At 60.8% G+C, this 18047-nt stretch carries 16 protein-coding genes and 1 other RNA gene; 6 read left to right on the top strand and 11 right to left on the bottom strand.

Annotated elements, in window-relative coordinates; genetic code table 11:
* Positions 1–46: 46 nt before the first annotated feature.
* From GBM95_RS00675 to ffs, 4 genes are all read right to left on the bottom strand, one after another.
* Complete coding sequence (locus GBM95_RS00675) at positions 47–379, bottom strand: YbaB/EbfC family nucleoid-associated protein (protein ID WP_226963095.1); 333 nt, start codon at positions 377–379, stop codon at positions 47–49.
* Between the two features lie 57 nt (positions 380–436).
* Complete coding sequence (locus GBM95_RS00680; RefSeq protein ID WP_226963101.1) at positions 437–982, bottom strand: DNA polymerase III subunit gamma/tau C-terminal domain-containing protein; 546 nt, start codon at positions 980–982, stop codon at positions 437–439.
* Positions 864–2222 carry a DNA polymerase III subunit gamma/tau gene (dnaX, locus tag GBM95_RS00685; protein ID WP_152157325.1) on the bottom strand — a complete coding sequence of 453 codons (1359 nt, stop codon included), beginning with the start codon at positions 2220–2222 and terminating at the stop codon, positions 864–866. The genes GBM95_RS00680 and dnaX overlap by 119 nt, the downstream gene beginning before the upstream one ends.
* A 99-nt stretch (positions 2223–2321) precedes the next feature.
* An RNA gene (gene ffs / locus GBM95_RS00690) (signal recognition particle sRNA small type) lies at positions 2322–2420 on the bottom strand.
* A 416-nt stretch (positions 2421–2836) separates the two neighbouring features.
* On the opposite strand from ffs, the gene trxA reads away from it, so the two are divergent.
* Positions 2837–3157, top strand: coding sequence for a thioredoxin (gene trxA, locus GBM95_RS00695; protein WP_152157326.1), 321 nt, complete (start codon positions 2837–2839; stop codon positions 3155–3157).
* A gap of 299 nt (positions 3158–3456) precedes the next feature.
* A complete protein-coding gene (gene rho / locus GBM95_RS00700) occupies positions 3457–4713 on the top strand; it encodes a transcription termination factor Rho (protein ID WP_152157327.1) in 1257 nt (418 codons plus the stop codon).
* A 133-nt stretch (positions 4714–4846) separates the two neighbouring features.
* Here rho and GBM95_RS00705 read toward each other — a convergent pair whose 3' ends face one another.
* Complete coding sequence (locus tag GBM95_RS00705; RefSeq protein ID WP_152157328.1) at positions 4847–5644, bottom strand: uroporphyrinogen-III synthase; 798 nt, start codon at positions 5642–5644, stop codon at positions 4847–4849.
* Entirely contained in the window at positions 5641–6570 is a 930-nt protein-coding gene (hemC, locus tag GBM95_RS00710; RefSeq protein WP_152157329.1) for a hydroxymethylbilane synthase, read from the bottom strand. The genes GBM95_RS00705 and hemC overlap by 4 nt, the downstream gene beginning before the upstream one ends.
* A gap of 363 nt (positions 6571–6933) precedes the next feature.
* Here hemC and GBM95_RS00715 point away from each other — a divergent pair, with 363 nt between their 5' ends.
* From GBM95_RS00715 to GBM95_RS00730, 4 genes are all read left to right on the top strand, one after another.
* The gene (locus GBM95_RS00715; RefSeq protein ID WP_152157330.1) at positions 6934–7221 is read left to right on the top strand and encodes a type B 50S ribosomal protein L31; all 288 of its coding nucleotides are present in this window, start codon (positions 6934–6936) and stop codon (positions 7219–7221) included.
* A gap of 278 nt (positions 7222–7499) precedes the next feature.
* A complete protein-coding gene (locus GBM95_RS00720) occupies positions 7500–9215 on the top strand; it encodes an ArnT family glycosyltransferase (RefSeq protein ID WP_152157331.1) in 1716 nt (571 codons plus the stop codon).
* Positions 9216–9234: 19 nt separating this feature from the next.
* Positions 9235–10662: an MATE family efflux transporter gene (locus GBM95_RS00725; RefSeq protein WP_152157332.1), complete on the top strand. Its 1428-nt coding sequence runs from the start codon at positions 9235–9237 to the stop codon at positions 10660–10662.
* Between the two features lie 168 nt (positions 10663–10830).
* Entirely contained in the window at positions 10831–11607 is a 777-nt protein-coding gene (locus GBM95_RS00730) for a radical SAM protein (RefSeq protein WP_152157333.1), read from the top strand.
* Between the two features lie 127 nt (positions 11608–11734).
* Here GBM95_RS00730 and htpX read toward each other — a convergent pair whose 3' ends face one another.
* The 5 genes from htpX to rpsA form a co-directional block, all read right to left on the bottom strand.
* Positions 11735–12640: a protease HtpX gene (gene htpX, locus GBM95_RS00735; protein WP_152157334.1), complete on the bottom strand. Its 906-nt coding sequence runs from the start codon at positions 12638–12640 to the stop codon at positions 11735–11737.
* Between the two features lie 217 nt (positions 12641–12857).
* Positions 12858–14027, bottom strand: coding sequence for a lipopolysaccharide assembly protein LapB (locus GBM95_RS00740; RefSeq protein ID WP_152157335.1), 1170 nt, complete (start codon positions 14025–14027; stop codon positions 12858–12860).
* 256 nt (positions 14028–14283) lie between these two features.
* A complete protein-coding gene (locus tag GBM95_RS00745) occupies positions 14284–15498 on the bottom strand; it encodes a porin (RefSeq protein ID WP_152157336.1) in 1215 nt (404 codons plus the stop codon).
* A gap of 392 nt (positions 15499–15890) precedes the next feature.
* Positions 15891–16199, bottom strand: coding sequence for an HU family DNA-binding protein (locus tag GBM95_RS00750; RefSeq protein ID WP_152157337.1), 309 nt, complete (start codon positions 16197–16199; stop codon positions 15891–15893).
* Between the two features lie 21 nt (positions 16200–16220).
* Entirely contained in the window at positions 16221–17915 is a 1695-nt protein-coding gene (gene rpsA / locus GBM95_RS00755) for a 30S ribosomal protein S1 (protein ID WP_139689151.1), read from the bottom strand.
* Positions 17916–18047: the final 132 nt, after the last annotated feature.

The following is an 18047-nucleotide window of genomic DNA, read 5'->3' on the forward strand; positions in this document are numbered from 1 at the left end:
ATCCGTCGGGGCTTTTTCTCTTCTTGAAGGGTCTCTTTTCCCCTGATCAGAAGGGAAGCTTCATGCCGGGGGGAAGCGGCACGGCCTGGCGCATGGCCGCCTCGCTCTTTTCGCGGCAGACGGCTTCGGCGTTGTTGATGGCGAGAACAATCAGGTCCTCGAGCATTTCAATGTCTTCGGGATCAACCACCTTCGGGTCGATCTCGATCTTGCGGCATTCATGCCCGCCCGTGATCGTGGCCTTCACGGCGCCGCTCGCGGCTTCGCCCGTGAATTCCATCGCCTTCAGTTCTTCCTGAACCTTGGCGAGCTTCTGCTGCATCTTCTGGGCCTGGGCCATCAGACCGCCCATTCCGCCCATGCCACCCATGTTGCGCATTGTGTTTTCTCCAGAGTAGAAATTTTGATGCCGGGAAAGAGAGAAAGCGCTTCCGCTTCAGTCCTTTTCCGCCATCTCCTCCGGCGTGAGCGGCCGGATGGAATCTTCATCAATTTTGCCGTTGAAGAGCCGGACGATTTCCTGCACGACCGGATCGCTCTTGAATTTTTCAATGAGCTCGCGCCGCTCGGCTTCCTTTTTCCGGCGCTCGGCATCCGCCACGGTTGAACCGGCCTCCACCGTTCCGGCGAGGAATTCCACCCGGAAGGGACGGCCGAGCCACCCGCTGATTCTTTCCTCAAGGAGCTTTTTGTTGTGCTCGGTGAGAAGCGACTGCACGCCGAGGCGCAATTGTACGCGAGCATCCGTGAGCGAAATCACCTGCGACTGTGAAGCAAGCGACTTTAATGGACCCGTCAGGCCCGCTCCCTCGATGATGTCCCGCCAGCTGAGAGAGGCAGAAGGCCGCCTCCCGGGGAGCCGCTCAGCTGGCGCCGGGCTCTCCCCGTGCGCTCTCCGGCACCTCCATCCAGGGCGGGAGGTTGTCCGGAACCGGACTTGCCGCCGGTTTCGGGGGCGGCGTCGGCGCGGGTTCAGGAACAGGAGCCGATGCCGGCGCTGCGGGAGCTGCCGCTGGTGCGGACTGAGCGCTCTGAAGAGCCTGGGCAACAGGGGCAGCGCCCTGCGGGACTAAAGCGGGCTTCGCGCCGCCGTCGCGTGCGGCGGGCTTCATCCGCGACCCCGCGGGCCGGAAGGCGAGCATGCGCAGCAGCGTCATCGTGAAGCCCGCATATTCGTCGGGCGCGAGCGCGAGGTCGTTTCTGCCGTGAAGCGCAATCTGGTAGCAGAGCTGAATTTCCTCGGGCGTGAGAAGACCCGCGATCTCGGCCATCTCGGCGTAGCCCGGATCGTCTGCGGCAACCGCACTCGGCACGCGCTGCAGGAGCGCGATCTTGTGGAGCATGCCGGCGAGCCCGCGAAGCGCCTCGCCGAAGGAGACGCTTTCGCGCTGCATGTCGTCGGCGTAGCTCATCATCTTCGGGGCGTCGCCCGCAGCCAGCGCCCGGAGAATTCCGGCGAGCGCATTTTCCGACGTCATCCCGAGCATCGAGCGCACGGACTCGGCCGTGACGGAGCCGCCCGAAAAGGCGATCGCCTGGTCGAGAAGCGAAAGGGCATCGCGCATCGAGCCCCGGGCGCCCTCGGCAATAATGCGAAGTCCCGGGCGTTCGGCGGCAATCCCTTCTTCCTTAAGGATATGTTCGAGATGCTCGACGATCCCGGAGGGCGTCATGTTGCGCAGGCTGAACTGCAGGCATCGCGAAAGCACCGTGACCGGAACCTTCTGCGGGTCCGTCGTCGCAAGAATGAACTTCACATACTCGGGCGGCTCCTCAAGGGTCTTCAGCATCGCATTGAAGGCCGTGTTGGAGAGCATGTGCACTTCGTCGATCATGTAGACCTTGTAGCGGCCTTCGGTCGGCGCATACATCGCGCGCTCAAGGAGCTGCGTCATGTCTTCGACGGAGCGGTTCGAGGCCGCATCCATCTCGATGTAGTCGACGAAGCGCCCCTCATCAATCGCGCGGCATGCCTCGCAGACGCCGCAGGGGTGCGCGGTGACGCCGCCCTTGCCGTCGGCGCCGCGGCAGTTGAGCGCCTTGGCGAAAATTCGCGAGATCGTCGTTTTGCCGACGCCGCGGGTGCCGGTGAAGAGGTAGGCGTGGTGCAGACGCCCCTCAGTGAGGGCGCGCGTCAGCGCCGTGACCACGTGGTCCTGGCCGACGATCGACTCAAAGTCATGGGGGCGCCACTTGCGCGCAAGTACCTGGTAGCTGCTCATGGGATGAGGCTCATTCTTAGTGCTTCTCAGGCGCACATTCTAGCGAATGGGCCCGGGCGGTCCGCCTCGGGACGCTCTCGCGGATTTTCCAGATACGAAAATGGCGAGCCTTATCCTCGGCACTGCACGCACACCAGTATGGCTGCTTCGTTCCCGACCTGACCAGGTTTCCGGGGCGCGCATGCGAGGGGACCCGCCAAGGCGCGAGTATAGGGAAGATGAGCGGGATTTGCAAAAAATTACTTCTCGGGCCCCATGAAACTGCACTCCCGCTAGAGAGGCATCTTCCCGAGGTGATAGTATTCACGGCATCACTTCATCGGGCCTGCCGGCGCTTTTCCAGAAGGCGTTTTCCGTCGAGAGTTCTCCCTCTCCAGACGCTCATTTTTCTGCTGCCGGCTCTGAATGGCCTTTCAATTCTCTGCCTGACCGAGCCTCCCCCCGAAAGGGAATCCTCGCTGAGTCCCTCACGGAATCGCGGCTCTGACGGCAAAGCGACTTTTCACGAGCCAAGCTTCCCTTATGCCGGTCCGTTCTTCCTCGCGAGGAAGACGCGAGCGTCATTCATTAAAACGGGAAGCATCAGGCGAATTTATTTTTCCCTGGAGACATCCATGAGCGAAATTCTTCACATCACCGACGCCGACTTCGACAAGACCGTCAACAGCGACACCACCGTCTTCGTCGACTTCTGGGCCACCTGGTGCGGTCCCTGCCGCATGCTCGCTCCCCGCCTTGAGCAGGCTGCCCAGACCTTTGACGGCCGCGCCGTCATCGCCAAGTACGACTGCGACCAGTCTTCGGGCAAGGCCGCCGAGTACGGCGTGCGCGGCATCCCGACCATCATCGCCTTCAAGCGGGGCGAAGTCATTGACCAGCGCACCGGCGCCTGCGACCAGGCGACGCTCGACGCCTTCATCGAAAAGAATCTCTAAGATTCGCTTCCCTGCCCGCCTCGGTTTGAATGGGACGCCCTTCAGCCCGGCGTCCCCGGCGGGCATCTTCTCCCCCGCGGAATCTCTTCGCTGAGGAGAAGCATCAAAGCGCTCTGAAGCTTCTCCCCGGTCTCGTCGGGGGTACGCAAAAAAATACGAAGCTTCTGACCCGTATTCCTATTACTCAACACTCATCCGCCGACGGCTTTCTGAGTCCCGGCGCTTCCCGTCCGGCATGTCTGCCGATGCAGCAAAAGCGCCTCATGGATTCATAAAGCGGCGGAACACCCACCAACCCCATGCATCTTTCCGACCTCAAAGCGCTTCACGTTACGCAGCTTCTCGACATGGCTGCCGCCCTCGAAGTCGACAATGCCCAGCGCATGCGCAAGCAGGAGCTGATGTACGCCATTCTGAAGAAGAAGGCGAAGCTCGGCGAAACCATCTACGGCGACGGCACGCTCGAAATCCTCCCCGACGGGTACGGGTTCCTGCGCTGCCCCGACACGAGCTATCTCGCGAGCGCGGACGACATCTACATCTCTCCCTCGCAGATCCGCCGCTTCAACCTTCATACGGGCGACTCGATTGAAGGCGAAGTCCGCATTCCGAAAGAGGGCGAGCGCTACTTTGCGCTCGTGCGCGTCGACACGGTGAATGATCTGCCTCCCGAGGCGCTCAAGCACCGCATGCTCTTTGAGAACCTCACGCCGATCTTCCCGAACGAGCCTCTGATTCTCGAGCGCGACATGCGGGGCGACGAGAACCTCACGGGCCGCATCATCGACATGATTGCGCCGATCGGCAAGGGCCAGCGCTCCCTCATCGTCGCGCCCCCGAAGTCGGGCAAAACGGTGCTTCTGCAGCACATCGCCCACGCGATTGCCGCCAACTACCCCGACGTCGTCCTCATGGTGCTCCTCGTCAACGAGCGCCCTGAGGAAGTGACGGAAATGCAGCGCACGATCCGCGGCGAAGTCGTTGCCGCTACTTTCGACGAACCGGCCGTGCGCCACGTTCAGGTCGCTGAAATGGTGATCGAGAAGGCAAAGCGCCTCGCGGAATCGAAGCGCGACGTCGTCGTTCTCCTCGACTCCATCACGCGCCTTGCGCGCGCCTACAACCAGGTGATCCCGTCCTCGGGCAAGGTCCTCACGGGCGGCGTCGACGCCAATGCGCTCGAACGCCCGAAGAGAATCTTCGGCGCCGCACGCAAGATCGAGGAAGGCGGCTCCCTCACGATCATCGGCACGGCCCTCATCGACACGGGTTCGCGCATGGACGACGTGATCTATGAGGAATTCAAGGGCACGGGCAACAACGAAATCCACCTCGAGCGCCGCATGGCCGAGAAGCGCGTCTACCCGGCCATCAACCTCAACCGCTCGGGCACGCGCCGCGAGGAGCTCCTCCTCAAGCCCGACGTTCTCCAGAAGGTCTGGGTCCTGAGAAAGTTCCTCTACGACATGGACGAACTCGAGGCGATGGAGTTCCTCCTCGACAAGCTGAAGGCCACGAAGACCAACGCCGAATTCTTCGACGCCATGAAGAAGTAAGGCGCTTCCCGTCCGGGGGCGAGGCTTCCCGCCGCGCCCCTGAAGAAAGCGCCCCCAAGCAAAAACGCCGCTTCTCGTCCGGTTTTTCCGGGAAAAGCGGCGTTTTTATTTGGCTTCGGGCGCGGCCCCGGAATCAATGCCCGAGGTGCTTCAGAATATGCGCCTTCACCGTTTCGTCATCGGTTGAGGTGAACTCGATCTGAGAGAAGCCCGCTTCCTTGAGGCGCTTCTCGATTCTCGGATGAATCGCCACCGCGACGCCCGACGTGATCCAGTCGCGCGCGCCCGCGACAGGACGCACGGCATGCATGAGAACGTCGACCGCGTCGGTGCTCGTGATGTAGACCACGGGCGAAGGCCCTGCCACCGCGAGCTGCAGGCGGCGGAATTCCTGCGCATCAAGTTCGAGCGGCATGCGCACATAGGCGCAGAGAACGACGACGTCGCTCCCGATGCTTCTGAACTGTTCGGGAAGCCACTCGCGCCCCGTCTGGCCGCGAAGGAAAAGAACGCGCGACGGAGCGCCGTGCGCCTGCACGATGGGCCAGAGCGCTTCGGAACCCGAATGCTCCGCATCGCCCTCGGGGTAGATGAGCTTCACCTTGTCGCCCCAGGCGGCGCGGATGACGCGGGCCGTACCCTCGCCGACGGTGGCGAGCGTGATGTGCTCGGGCCACTCCCGCACCCAGTGCGCGACCGCCGTCACGGCTGCCGGACTCGGGAGCACCACCATCTCAACGTCGTCGAGGTTCGAGAGATGCTCCGTGATGAGATCGGTTTCCTGCGGGAGCTCAATCCTGAAGGCAGGCCAGCGCCACACGTTGTCCGACAGGGCTTCGAGCTGGTCAGCCAGGCGATTGTTGGCTTCGCCCGGCCGCATCAGAATGACGGGACGGCTCTGGGCCGCATCATGCGCATTCGAAAGGATCATTGGAGGCAGGCCTTGAGATATTCCTCGGCGCCCTGGCGGCGGAGGTCGGCAACGACCTTCGCGGCGAGCGCTTCAGGATCAGAAAGAGGACCGCGGGCTTCGGAGAAGACCGCTTCGCCGATGTGGTGGTTGCCGACCAAGGCGCGCAGCCACAGTTCACCCTCTTCAACGATGGCGTACGCGGCGAGCGGCACCTGGCAGGAACCGCCGAGCGCGCGCGACACGGCGCGTTCCGCAAAGCAGCAGGCGCGCGTTTCCGGGCTGTTGATGAAGGCAAGCGCTTCTTCCATCTTCTTGTCGCCCGCACGGATTTCAAGCCCGAGCGCGCCCTGACCGGGCGAGGGAAGGCTCACTTCAGCCGGGATGATCTGACGGATGCGCTCAGAGAGCCCGAGGCGCTTCAGACCGGCGCTTGCCATCACGAGGGCGTCGTATTCGCCTTCATCGAGCTTGCGAAGGCGCGTGCCCACGTTGCCGCGCACCGGCAGAACCTTGAGGTGCGGATAGCGCATGCGCAGCATCAGCTCGCGGCGCAGACTTGCCGTACCGACGCGCGCGCCCTCGGGCATTTCGTCGAGCGAGGCGTATTTCGGGGAGACGAAGGCGTCCCTCGGATCCTCGCGTTCGGAGACGGCAACAAGTTCAAAGCCTTCGGGGAGCTCCATCGGAACGTCCTTGAGGGAGTGCACCGCGAGGTCGGCTTCGCCATTCTGCATGGCAACCTCAAGCTCCTTCACGAAGAGGCCCTTGCCGCCCACCTTGGAGAGCGTGCGGTCGAGAATCTGGTCGCCGCGGGTCGTCATGCCGAGGAGCTCCACCGATGCACCCGGATAGCGGTCGCGCAGAAGCGCCTGAACATGAAGAGCCTGCCACATGGCAAGGGGACTTTCGCGGGTGGCGATGACGCAGCGGTCAAACTGGGACATGATGCTTTCGTGAACTCTTAAAGAAGTGTGCGGGAAGCGTTTCCCCCGGGAAGCCTTGATCGCTGATCCCCCGGGGCAAAGCGCTCTGAAAATCTTTCAAACGAAGTTTCATTCTAGTTTGCGCCCTTTTTTTCGTCCTTAAGGCTCTCCGCGCCCGCCGGGCTTTAAGGAGAAGTCCCAGTCATTCTGAAAAGAATCCTTCGCTTCTCAGCTTGCACTCTTTCGGCGCTTTAGGGATAATTGCCGGTCTTCCCAGTTGGCACGTGGGCCGGCATGCCCGTTAGAAGACCTCCCCAGGATTGGAGGCAGACGCGCAAGGCCGCCAGGGCGACCGACAACAAAAAACTAGGAAAATTCTTCAAAATGAAGCCGAATATTCATCCCGAGTACCGTCCCGTCGCTTTCATCGACCTCTCGATCAACAAGACGTTCATCATCCCGTCGTCCGTTCAGACGCGTGAAACCACGGTGATCGACGGCGTGACCTACCCGCTCTTCAAGCTCGATACGTCGTCCGCCTCGCACCCGTTCTACACGGGCGCCCAGACCCGCATCGTCGAAGCGGGCCGCGTCGAGAAGTTCCGCGCGAAGTTCGCCGCCAAGAAGCAGGCGCTCAACACCGCTGCCGAAGCCGCCAAGTCCTCCAAGTAATTTGGACGACGACCCCCGGCAGAAGCCTTCCTTCAGTGAGGCTTCGCCTCAGGCGCTTCCCGCAGGATGAATCCGCAGAAGGCTTTCTCAGGAAAGCTTTACTGCGGACGCAGAGAAAAGGAGAGATCCACATTGTTGGGCTCTCCTTTTCTTTGCGTTAACAGAAGCCTGCCATCCTCAAAGTGCGGCCTCGCTGCCGCACCTCCGCATTCGAGGATCCTCCGGTTAAGGGAAGCATTCCCTGCCGCCCTGGATCTCCTGAAAAAGGAACTTTCCGCATGCTCACACAGCGTCCCACACCCGCCTTCCTCTCGCAGGAGGCCGCCCGCAGACTGCCGCGCTTCGCGCTCTTTCTGCTCCTCGGCGCATTCATTCTTTCGGGCCTCTGGTCGCAGGATCTCTGGACGCTGCGCGATGCGGAAACTTTCGGCATCTCCCGATCGATGCTATCCGGGGGCCTCTCTGCCTGGCTTCTTCCTGAAGTTTCCGGGATGCCGGTATCGGCGGGGCCTGTGAGCGGCTGGATTGCCGCGGTCTTTACCGCGCTCTTTTCGGGTCTTGCGGGCGAAGTCGGCGCCTACCGGCTCGCGAGCCTCTTCTGGTTTGCGCTCACGACGGCCTCCCTCTGGTACGGCGCATACCGGCTCGCAAGACGCAACGAGGCCCAGCCCGTCGCCTTCGCCTTCGGCGGCCAGGCGGAACCGAGAAACTACGGGCGCGCGGTTGCAGACTGCGCCGTCCTTCTTTTCGTCGCGACCTTCGGCATCGTTGCTCGCCAGCATGAACCCATCGCCGGCACGGCGCTCCTTTCCTTCGCGGCGCTCAATTTCTTCGGCATCGCGATGACGCTGAAGCGCCCCGTTGCCGGAGCCTTCCTCTCCGGCCTCGCCTGCGGCTTTGCCGCCATCACGTCGGCCGTCACTGCCGGACTCTGGCTTCTCTGCGCCACGATCATCGTTCATGCCTTCGCCCGCACGTTCCCGGGAAGCCGCGACCGGCGCATTCTCTCTGCGCTTGCGGGCACGGCGCTTCCCGTCGTCCTCTGGGCGGGCGCAGCCTTCCTCCTTTATCCGGAAGCGGCCGCCGTCTGGTTTGAAAAGTGGGCGACCCATCAGGCGGAATTCTTTGATCTTGCGTCCTCGCACACCGTGCTCTGGCTCCTCAGAACCAGCGTCTGGTTCCTCTGCCCCGCCTGGCCTCTCGCGCTCTGGGCGCTCTACAGCTGGCGCCGGCAGCTCGACCGCTCGCAGATTCTGATTCCTGCCGCACTGGTTCTGACCGCTGCAGGCGCGGGACTCTTCACGGAAGAAGGCGCTGCGGAGCTGCTTCTCCTCATTTCCGTGCCGGGTCTCATGACGCTCGCCGCCTTCGGGCTCATTACCCTCAGACAGTCAAGGGAGAATCTCCTCGACTGGTTTGCCATTTCGGTCTTCTCGGTGACGCTCATCGCGCTCTGGCTCTACTGGCTGGCTTCGATGCTCGGGTTCCCGCCCAAGATGGCGCATTCGATCGCAATGCTTTCACCCGGGTTTGAGCCGACCTTCGGCTGGGGCGCGCTCACAGGCTTTGCCGCCTGCGTGATCTGGGTGGTCTTCGTCGCCTGGCGCCTCACCCACCGCCCGATCGTCGTCTGGCGCGGCCCCTGGCTCTCCGCTGCCGGCATGACCGCGACCGCCATCACCTTCCTCGGCCTCTGGCATCCGGCAATTGACATTGCCCGCTCCTATAAGGCCCCGGCGCTTGAGACGGCTTCTGAAGCGAAGCGCCTCACGGGCGAGGCGTCTCCCCTCATTGAAGGGAACCTTCTTTCTCCCGGCATCCGAACGGTCTTCACGCTCCATGGCGGCATCCATTTTGCGCCGGCGGGCGAAGGCGCGAAGCTCAGGCTCGTGCGCTACCGCGGAAGCGACGTTCCCCAGGAGGCGCTCACGCCGCCCATCTCGCGCCCACATACCGATGAAGCCTTCACACTCGTCCCCGGACGCAACCGCTAATTCTCGTTTTTAAAGCGTCATGCCGCAGAATCTTCTTCCTCCCGACATTTCGTTCAAAGCGCTCCTTCGTCTCGCCGGACCGATTTTCGTCGCCAACGTCGCCATCATCGGCAGCGGCACGATCGACACGATCATGGGCGGACAGCTCGGCGCCGAGCACCTCGCCGCCATTGCGCTCGGCATCGCTGCGACCATTTCCGTTCTCATGGGACTTGTGGGCATCCTCCAGGGGCTTTCGCCCGTTGCCGGCCACCACTACGGCGCCCGCAAGATGACCGAAATCGGCATTGACCTCGGGCAGGCGATGTGGCTCGTTGTCGGCTTCTCTCTCATCGGCGTCCCCATTCTGATGGCGACCGACTTCTGGATGGAGCTCGGCGGCGCCAAGGGCGAGGTTGCCCGGATGGCAACCCAGTACATGTTCTGGACGGCGCTCGCTCTTCCCGGCTCCATGGCGGCCCGCACCTTCATTGCGGTCAATGCCGCCGTATCGCGCCCGCGCGTCACGATGTGGGTGTCGCTCGCCATGCTTGCCCTCAAGGCTCCGCTCAACGCGGTCTTCATGTACGGGCTCTTCGGCCTCCCCGCGCTCGGGGGCGGCGGCGCCGGCATCTCGTTCTTCATCCTCACTTATCTCTCCCTCATCGCCTACTGGGTGATCTGGAATAAGGACAAGTTTTATAAGAAGATGCACGCGCCGGGCTTCGTGCGTCCCGAGTGGAAGCGCCTCTGGAACCTCCTCAAGATCGGCGTACCGATGGGTCTCTGCACCTTCTTTGAGGTTTCAAGCTTCACCCTGATGGCGATCTTCGTCTCGCGCCTCGGTCCCGACATCATGTCCGCGCACCAGATCGTCGCGAACCTCACTTCCATGTGCTACATGGTGCCGCTCTCGCTCGGCATTGCGACCTCGGTCCTCATTGCGCAGTCGCTCGGCGCCCGGTGGCCCTCTGTGGCCTATGAGTGCCTGAAGCGCACGCTGAAGCTCATGGTGACGATCGCCGTCGTGATGTCTGTGCTTCTCTTCCTCTTCCGAAGCTTCATTCTCTGGCTCTATACCAGTGAAGCGGAGGTGCACGGTCTCGCGATGTCGCTCATTCTTTTCGGGTGCTTCTACTACGTCTTCGACGCGATGCAGTCCGTTTCCGCCTTTGCTCTTCGCGGCTACCGCGTGACGGTGGCGCCGATGATCATCTACGGCATCATGCTCTGGGGCGTGGGTCTGGGACTCGGCTACCAGTTCGCCTTCCATGGCGAATGGGCGGGCGGCCCTTACGGCGTCTTCGGCTTCTGGGGCGCTACGGCAACCGGGCTCTTCCTCACCGGCATCAGCCTCACCATCATGGCGCTCTGGGTTGGCCGGCAGTTTGCGAAGGACGATTCGCACAGTCCCGATGAGATGAGGGCCGCCATTCTTGAGGCAGAGTCCCATAAGCCTCAGCCCTGAATCCTCAGCTCACGCTGAACTCCATTCCAACGGATCTTTCCTTACCGGGGAGATCCGTTTCCCTTTTGTCTCAGGATCAAGCACCCGTCATCCGGAAGGATCCCCTTGTGTTATGTTGGGGAATTCCTTTTTTGGCAGCAGCACTGCCTGAAACTTCCAGGGCAATTCATGTCCACGATTCTTTTCCCCAGCCCCATCTTCGGCCCCGTCCATTCCCGGCGCCTCGGCATTTCGCTCGGCATCAACCTTCTTCCTGCGGACGGAAAGATCTGTTCCTTCGACTGCATTTACTGCGAATGCGGCCTCAACGGCTCCCACCGGCCGCATCTGAAGATGCCTTCGCGGGCGCTCGTGCGCTCGGAACTCGAGGGAAAGCTTGCTGAAATGGCCGCAGCCGGCCAGAAGCCTGATGCAATTACCTTTGCCGGGAACGGAGAGCCCACAGGGCACCCGGAATTTGCGCAGATCGTTGACGACGTGATCAAGCTTCGCGACCGCTTTGCGCCCAAGGCAAAAATCAGCGTCCTCACGAACGCCTTCCATATCCTCAGGCCCGAAGTCTTTGCCGCCCTCCAGAGGGTCGACAATGCACTCCTCAAGCTCGACACCGTGAACCTCGAATACATCGAGCTCGTGAACCGCCCGCAGGGCCGCTACGACCTCGAGAGGCTCGTTGAAAAGATGAAGGCCTTTGAGGGCAACTGCATGATTCAGACCATGTTCATGAAGGGCTCCTGGGAAGGAAAGTCGGTCGACAACACGTCGGAGCGCTTCGTGGGACCGTGGCTTGCCGCCGTGAAGGCGATCCGCCCGAAGCTCGTCACGATCTACACGATCGACCGCGAAACCCCGGACAAGAGCCTCGAGAAGGCCACCCATGAAGAGCTTGACCGCATTGCCGCAAGGCTTCGCGAAGCCGGGCTCGAGTGCACGGTGAGCTACTGACCGCTCGGTCATTCCCCGAAGAGTTCAAAAGCCCGAACGCAAAAAAAGGCTTCCCCGGAACCTGATCCGCGGGAAGCCTTTTTATCTGGTCCTGCCGCCTTATCGAAGCGTCAGGACGAGAAGCGCATTACTGTGCGTTCGTGTAGCGGTGCTCGCGAAGCGCCGCAACGCGGTCTTCGATCGAGGGGTGGCTCGCGAAGAGCGAACCGATGCCGCCCGAGATGCCGAAGCCCTTGACGTTGCCCGGAAGCTCGTTCGGGGCAATGCCGCCCAGGCGCTGGAGCGCATTGATCATCGGCGTGGTGGAGCCCATGATGTCCGCGGCGCCCGCGTCCGCGTGGAATTCGCGGTAGCGGCTGAAGGCGGCGACAACCATCGAGGCGAGGAAGCCGAGGCAGATGTCGAGCACAAGCGAGGTGACGTAGTAGCCGACGCCCGGCGCATCGTCTTCGTTGCGAAGGATCTGACGGTCGACGACCCAGCCGATGATGCGCGAGAGGAAGACGACGAAGGTGTTCATCACGCCCTGAAGGAGCGTCATCGTGACCATGTCGCCGTTCTTCACGTGCGAAAGTTCATGCGCGAGCACAGCCTCAACCTCTTCGCGGTTCATGAGGTTGAGAAGGCCCGTCGACACGGCGACCAACGCGCTCGAGCGGGAGGCGCCCGTAGCAAAGGCGTTGGGTTCGCCGTCGTAGATGCCGACTTCAGGCATGGGGAGCCCCGCCTTCTGGGCTTCGCTGCGGACAACGTCGACGAGATAGCGCTCAACCGGGGACTGAGGGTTGTTCACGTCGATCATCTGCAGGCCCATCGACATCTTCGCCATCGTCTTCGACATCAGGAGCGAGATGATCGAGCCAGAGAAGCCCACCACCATCGCAAAGACGAAGAGCGTTCCGAGATTGAGCGACTTCCCGCTCATCGTCCCGAAGTTGATGCCGAACACCATCTGGATCACCGTGAGAATCACGGAGAGCATGATGAAGATGGCGAGATTAGCGAGTATTAAAAGGCCGATGCGTTTGAACATGGCTTTCTATTCCTTTCCTTAGCGTCCTCTGGAGACACAAATGCTTTTGTGAGAGATGACGAGCGCCGCTTCTTAGCATTCTTGGGGTGCGGCGCCGCAGGCATCCAGTAATTGGCGTGCGGATGCGTTAATGATGATTTTACGGATGGGGAGAAGGAATTCCCTTAACCGGCTTTCTCCCCTTTTGTAACAAATGCGCGGGAGATTCTTCGAGTTTTTAGACCGCGCGCTTCTTGTCCTCGATGCGCCGCGGGGAGAAGCTGTCCCAGGCGCCGCAGCCGAGGCAATGCCACGAGAAGCTTGAAGCCAGGAACCCGCACTTTCTGCACTGGTAGCGCGACCACCTGCGGGCATTCTGTTCAAGCAGCCCGGCGATCATCTTCGTCATCTCGTCGTCGGGATTGCCCTTCAACTTCATCTGCATCATGGCATTGAAGGCTGAAAGGCTCGGGTGTTCCTCGAGGAAGCGCCTCGCGATCTTCTCGGCCGAGGGCACGCCCTGCCAGGCGGCGATGCGCGTGAGCGTTGCTTCCATGACGTCGGCAGTGCCGAGCTTCTCCGTAACGTCGAGGAGAAGCGCGAAAGCGCCCGCCTGGTCGCCTTCCGCAGAAAGCGCATCCGCGAGATGACCGATGACGAGGGGCGCATAGTCCGGGCTCTTCTCAACCACATCCTTCCAGTAGCGGATGGCTTCCGGAGTCGACCCTTCGGCCAGCGCCACCTTCGCGACCGTAATGTCGACGCGGGGCGTTGTATCCTGGTAGCGCAGAAGGGGCGTGACAAGAAGACGCGCTTCCTCGAGGTTCTTGTGCTTCAGCGCGAGGTCGATGCGCTCGCAATAGAAATGAGCGATCTCCTCGGCGTGATTTTCACCGGCCTGGGTTTCGAGAAGACGCGCCGTTTCCGTGGCGGCCGCCCATTCATGTTCCGTGACGTAGATCTTCAGGAGTTCGCGAAGCGCATGGAGGTGCTCCGACGGGACGCTCGCGAGCTTCCTGTACGCTGCTTCGGCGCGATCGAAGAACCCGGCACAGAGGAAGTCGCGCGCAAGCTCCTTCAGGGCGAGCGCACGCTCTTCGTCCGGAAGATCCGCGCGGTTGTAGAGATGCCGGTGAAGCCGCACAGCACGCTCGAACTCGCCGCGGCTTCTCAAGAGATTCCCGAGCACTCGCTCGAGTTCCGTCAGTTCCGGGTCCACGCGCACGACTTCAATGAAGGCGTCAATGGCTTTGTCCGGAGCCCCGTCCAGGAGAAGTGCGAGACCGCGCGAACAGACTTCCGGCACCTTCGCCGCTTCGCCGCGCTGCCGCTGATCCCAGCCGCGGCACCACCAGCCGGCAAAGAAGAGAACCGGAACAAAGATCAGATACCAGTAGTCGAATTCCATCGCGCGGTGCTTCCCCGAAATTAATCAGCGTACGGCATTGGATATCGCCGCACGAAGTCAAAGAGAGAAATTTTACTGCGATCCGGAGTTTCCGAACTTTTTGAGAATCGTTCTTCTCTTTGTGAAATCCATTTTTCAAATGCTGAATAGAGAAACGGCGCACTTCCATCATTTAGGAAATGCGCCGTTGGCGTTCTTTTTATCCTGGCCCCGGAGAACCGAGGCTTCAGATCAGATCAATCTCAGAGGAGTGAGATTAGAACGTGTGAGCGAGGCCGACGTAGACGTTGCCGATCTTCTCTTTGTAGTCGCTGGCAAGAGATTCATCGTACTTATCAAGCGTGGCTTCTGCATAGCCGCCACCGACATAGATCTTGGTGCGTTCGCTCAGCTCATAGCCGTAACGGGCAGCAAGACCGTAGTACTTGGCGTCGAGATCCTTCTTGCCGTCATACTCAGAGGTGTAAAGATCTTCAAGGGTGGCATCCACGTAGTAGAGACCAACGCAAAGTTCGCCGCCGGCAACCGGAGCAACCGTGCCGAGGTGCAGACCGTAGCCCTTATAGCCCTTTTCGGTGGCGTAATACGAGGCAGGAGTGGTCTCGTCACCCTCGTTGTACACAATGGACGAGCCAACATCAAAGCTGTCTGAGAAGATGCTGCGGGCACCGGAGAAGTACTGAGCTTCAGCAAAGAGCTTCGCAACGCCGAAGTCATAGTTGCCGCCGACGAAGACGAGGTTGTGATCATCAGGTTCGAACTTGTACTCAGCGACACGATCCAGCGTGGAATACTTCGTGAGTTCATAGCCAGCCGCAAACTGGGCAGGACCATATTCACCCGTCACGCCGACGGAGAAATAACGTTCAGCCGTCGACTCGCCTTCGGTCATCGTCTTCTTATCGTCACGTTCGGCTTTGCTGTCCGTCTTGAAGGAGTACTGGACGATACCCTGGAGACCAGCAACACGCGGGGTGGCATAGGTGATCATGTTGTCGTAACGATCGCTGGCGTCAAAGCCCCAGACAGCGTTGTCGCCGCCGTCAAAGGATTCAACATAGCCGAGGAGATCATACGTGCCGGCCGACGAAGCGATGCCGCCCATGCGGCCGAAAGCGAGTTCACCGAAGGGACCGTAAACCGTCAGAGCGGCTTCACGACCGAAGAGGCGGCCATCCTGGCCAAGCGTGCCGTCATCAGTGCTGACGCCGTTTTCAAGCTTGAAGCCGACCTTGTAGCCGTTGCCGAGATCTTCGACGCCCTTGAGGCCGAATTTGCTGGCCGTATCAATGCCGGACGTCATTTCAAACGTATTGTCGCCGTCAACAACCTTCGATCCATCGAAGCCCTTGACGTCGCTGTAGGTATAGGAGAGGCCCTGGTCGATGGCGCCGTAAAGCGTCACATCAGCAGCCATGGCGGAGCCGGCAAACGCGCCGAGGACGGCGAGCGCAGCAAGAGTCTTTTTCATTTTCAGAAATCCCATTTAAAAGCCCGCCGGCATAGTGCTCTGATGGCGAAATGCTTCGGCGGACGTGAACGAACGCCCTCCGGGCATTCGCAGCACTGGCGTAGCGGACTTCTTGCACAAGACCGGAACGCCGATTGAACCGAGGTTCATCATAGGTAGAACGGAGGAGCTATTCGATGGTCAATTTTGGTAAATGAGAATTTTTCTCGATTTTTCAATTACCTCCTAATTGTGATTTTTGTCGGATAGAAGCAACAGCCGTAACAGTCCGTCATCGCCCGGACGCGTAAGAGAAAAGCCGCACTCCCTCGAAAAGGAATGCGGCTTTCAGGATGTTTTTTCAGAGAGATCCTCATTCAATGAATGAAGGATTTCCCGAAAATCATCTTTGGTCAGACATCAGATTCGCGGCTCTTGTCCACGCGCTCCCTCAGGCCCTTGCCGGCCTTGAAGAAGACGGTGTAACGGGCGCGCACAGCAACTGCCGAACCATCCTGAGGATTGCGGCCGACGCGCTCCGGACGATATTTCAGTCCGAAGGAGCCGAAACCGCGAATCTCGATGCGGCTGCCTTCAACCAGCGTGTCGGCCATCGTATTGATGATCACGGCAGCGGAATCCATGCAGTCGCGCTCGCGAAACGTCGGAAGACGTCCGTAGAACTCAGCAAGAAGTTCGGATTTGGTCATGGAATTACCCATGGTTGCCTCCTCTGACTCTGATTACTTCTGCTCGAGCTTGGCCTTGAGCAGAGCGCCAAGGTTCGTCGTGCCCGTGGCGGAGCCGGCGTCAGCGTTGACGCGATCGAGCGCAACGCGGGCTTCAGCGGCGTCCTTAGCCTTGATGGAGAGCTGGATGCTGCGGTTCTTGCGATCAAGGCTGATCACGGCAGCTTCAACTTCCTGGCCGACGGAGAGGACGGTCGTGGCGTCTTCAACGCGATCCGTGGAGATCTCGGAAGCGCGGAGGTAGCCTTCGACGTCGTTGCCGAGGTCGATCACGGCGCCCTTGGCGTCAACCGACTTGACGGTGCCCTTGACGACGGCGCCCTTCTCGTGCGTGGAAGCGAACGTGCCGAACGGATCGCCGCCGAGCTGCTTGATGCCGAGGCTGATGCGTTCGCGATCGGTGTCGATGGCGAGAACCATGGCTTCGACTTCGTCGCCCTTCTTGTACTGGCGGACAGCTTCTTCACCGGACTCGTTCCAGGAGAGGTCGGAGAGGTGAACGAGGCCATCAATGCCGCCCGGAAGGCCGATGAAGACGCCGAAGTCCGTGATCGACTTGATCTGGCCCTTGACGCGATCACCCTTCTTGTGGGACTGAGCGAACTCATCCCAGGGATTCGGCTTGCACTGCTTCATGCCGAGGCTGATGCGGCGGCGGTCTTCGTCGATGTCGAGAACCATGACTTCGACTTCATCGCCCAGCTGAACAACCTTGCGCGGATCGACGTTCTTGTTCGTCCAATCCATTTCGGAAACGTGCACGAGGCCTTCGATGCCGGCTTCGACTTCAACGAACGCACCGTAGTCGGTGATGTTCGTGACCTTGCCGAAGAGGCGGGTGCCCTTCGGATAGCGGCGGCTGATGCCGATCCACGGATCTTCGCCGAGCTGCTTGAGGCCGAGGGAGACGCGGCTCTTTTCCTTGTCGAACTTGAGAACCTTGGCGGTGATTTCCTGACCAACCTGAACAACTTCGCTCGGGTGGCGGACGCGGCGCCAGGCGAGGTCGGTGATGTGGAGGAGGCCGTCGATGCCGCCGAGGTCAACGAACGCACCGTAGTCGGTGATGTTCTTGACGATGCCCTTGACGATGGCGCCTTCCTGGAGCGTCTCGAGGAGCTTGGCGCGTTCTTCGCCCATGTTGGCTTCGACGACGGCGCGGCGGGAGACGACAACGTTGTTGCGCTTGCGGTCAAGCTTGATGACCTTGAACTCGAAGGTCTTGCCTTCGTACGGCGTCGTGTCCTTGACCGGACGGGTGTCGACGAGCGAACCCGGGAGGAAGGCGCGGATGCCGTTGGTCATGACGGTGAGGCCGCCCTTGACCTTGCCCGTGACCGTACCGGTGACGAGTTCGCCGGATTCGAGAGCCTGCTCGAGGTTCATCCAGGCGGCGAGGCGCTTGGCCTTGTCACGCGAGAGGATCGTATCGCCGTAGCCGTTTTCGACAGACTCAATGGCGACGGAGACGAAGTCGCCCGGCTTGACGGTCACTTCGCCATGGTCATCCTTGAACTCATCGATAGGCACGTAGGCTTCGCTCTTCAGGCCGGCGTTGACGACGACGAAGTTGTAGTCGACGCGGACGACTTCAGCGGTGATGACTTCACCCTGACGCATTTCCTGGCTGGCAAGGCTCTGCTCAAAGAGCTCAGCGAAGGATTCGGGCTTGTTGGTTTCGTTGGACATTGTGGAAAAAATAATGTTTGGAAGCACGCCGCATCCCTGAATCTCTGGATGCAGGAACGGGCGGAGTTGATGGAAAAATACGGGCGGCTGTCCGCTAATCCGGACACCACCCGAAGGAAACGTTTATGTTAC

It is taken from the genome of Sutterella seckii (assembly GCF_009183815.1).
GTDB lineage: Bacteria > Pseudomonadota > Gammaproteobacteria > Burkholderiales > Burkholderiaceae_F > Sutterella > Sutterella seckii.